This is a genomic window from Yersinia sp. Marseille-Q3913 (assembly GCF_963892745.1).
Lineage (GTDB): Bacteria > Pseudomonadota > Gammaproteobacteria > Enterobacterales > Enterobacteriaceae > Yersinia > Yersinia bercovieri.
Genome location: NZ_CAWQAF010000060.1, coordinates 1 through 1,912 on the forward strand (window position 1 = coordinate 1; position 1,912 = coordinate 1,912).

The following is a 1,912-nucleotide window of genomic DNA, read 5'->3' on the forward strand; positions in this document are numbered from 1 at the left end:
GATATGACTGGCCTTCATCGGTAGTCAGGCTGAATCCAGGTGGAAGGTATTTTGCGTCTTGTAACTGTTTACCGGTGATAACGACATTTTTTGCGGTTTTGAGCTGCGTCGTCAGAGTGTCTTTATTGTCTCTGATATAGCGATTGGCTGACGCGCTGACAGCTGACAGCATGGTTGCGCTGATGTCCCAGGCTCGCTCCTGGTTGTACTCCCTAACATGGGGGATGCTGAAAGCCATTATCACGGAGAGCAGAGTAATGACTAGGGTCGCTTCGATAATGGTGACCCCCCGGTTAACGGGAGGATGAGCGATAGGTTGTTTTTTACCCAACATAGATATTTTCCTCTGTTGCTAGGGCCGGGTGAATAAGATGAATCAGCATGACGGCTGGGAGCAGCCACGGTGCCAGTGGGTGCGGTGTTTTACGTCCTAGCAGACTGACTGTTATTAGCAAGTAAAGAACCAATGCTACAGTTAACCAATAAAGGGGGAGCCAGGCACATAGCCCGGTAAGGAGATGGACATCACCCAATCCCAGGGCGTCAGGCCTTTTACGTTCCATAATCCGGTATACCAGACTCAGCAACACAAATGACGCCAAACTGGTGACGACAGCTGTATAAGGAGATAACGCCGCTCCGGGGAGTAGCGTGAGTAGAAGTCCCGCCAACCAGAAACTGTTTGTGAAACACAATGGCAGCCAGCGTTTTTGCGCGTCCAGCGCAATAAGATTCAGGCTGAATATCAGCAGAACAAATGACTGTAGCAAGTGTGTCGGTGATAGCGTTAATGCTCCATTGAGCAGCAGGGCCATTAGAGCAGAAATCCAGACAACCCAACGGATAAGGCGAATAATTTGGCGTGAGTAGGGAGGCTGGTCATGGTCGTGAAGAAACAAATTCCCCTGTCGTAATACAGGGCCGTGGTTGCGAAAAGCGAAGGTGAGTGGCAGTCCTGCGAATAACAGTAGTACCCAAAGGCTAGACATCATGATGTTCCTCCACCAAGCCGCATGTACTCCTTATAAATATTCTTCGAGTACCACATGCGGCGCGGTTCTCTCTCAGGTGAGAAGCCGGCATTGTACGAACCCAGGCATGACCAGTTGCTGCCACATATCTGTAGATGTTGCGCCAGTATCCAGGCTCCAATTTGGACGTTGAGGCATGGATTGGTCAGTAAGTCTTGCTCGTTTTTGATTATGCCCAAGCGTTTTAGTCTAGGAAGTTGTTGGGTGTTAATCTGCATCAAGCCATAGTCACGGCTGGATATTTTGCCCGCCGTGCGGTTGATGCCGATAGCATTGGGGTCAAGTGAACTTTCCCTGACCGCAATAGCTCGCAAGAGTTGTGCGTTAATGTGATATCGAGCGCCAGCTTCATCAAAACACCAGGCTTGAGCTGGTGCTGCAAGGCATAACATCACACTGCCAAATAGAGCGATAAGGGAAAGTTGCATAAAGCCTCCTTAGCTCTGGCTAATGAAAATAAGCGTATTGTTACCGGTTGAACCCGAGTCAGCCGTACATTGCTGCACTGCTTTTGCAGACGTTAATGGACCTGATGTTGACGTTCCGTTCACTTTTGTTGTCACCACATTTGATGAAGAACTCAATGTAGTGGCGAGGACGGTACAAGCATCTTGTGGAATACCGGCAGTCGTTAGCGAGAATCCAGATTTCTGGCCACCAGAAGAGGTTACTGGCGTGAGGGTGACCTCTCCCCCGTAGGTGTTCGTCAAACTGGCTGAACCAGAAGACGCAGTGCCAACCAGATTAAGACCAACAGGGGCGCCGCTAGCCATGACGATATAGGTGCCGGTCATATCAGATGATCCGCTGTAGGGATACTGTCCTGCATTTTTTAACAATCGGGGTGTTTTGGCCATCATTTCGTTATAGGAATTGAGTTC

General features: G+C 49.5%; 4 protein-coding genes. All 4 read right to left on the minus strand.

Going from position 1 to position 1,912, the window contains the following annotated elements; translation table 11 throughout:
• The coding region (pilV, locus tag AACW11_RS17190) for a shufflon system plasmid conjugative transfer pilus tip adhesin PilV (RefSeq protein ID WP_212587039.1) at positions 1–334 on the minus strand (334 nt) is incomplete at its 3' end.
• On the minus strand, positions 324–992 hold the full coding sequence (locus AACW11_RS17195) for a prepilin peptidase (protein ID WP_145560223.1): 669 nt from the start codon (positions 990–992) through the stop codon (positions 324–326). The genes AACW11_RS17195 and pilV, both read right to left, overlap by 11 nt.
• Entirely contained in the window at positions 989–1,459 is a 471-nt protein-coding gene (locus AACW11_RS17200) for a lytic transglycosylase domain-containing protein (RefSeq protein ID WP_145592809.1), read from the minus strand. Before AACW11_RS17200 ends, AACW11_RS17195 begins: the two co-directional genes overlap by 4 nt.
• A gap of 9 nt (positions 1,460–1,468) precedes the next feature.
• The coding region (locus tag AACW11_RS17205) for a type 4 pilus major pilin (protein WP_212587040.1) at positions 1,469–1,912 on the minus strand (444 nt) is incomplete at its 5' end.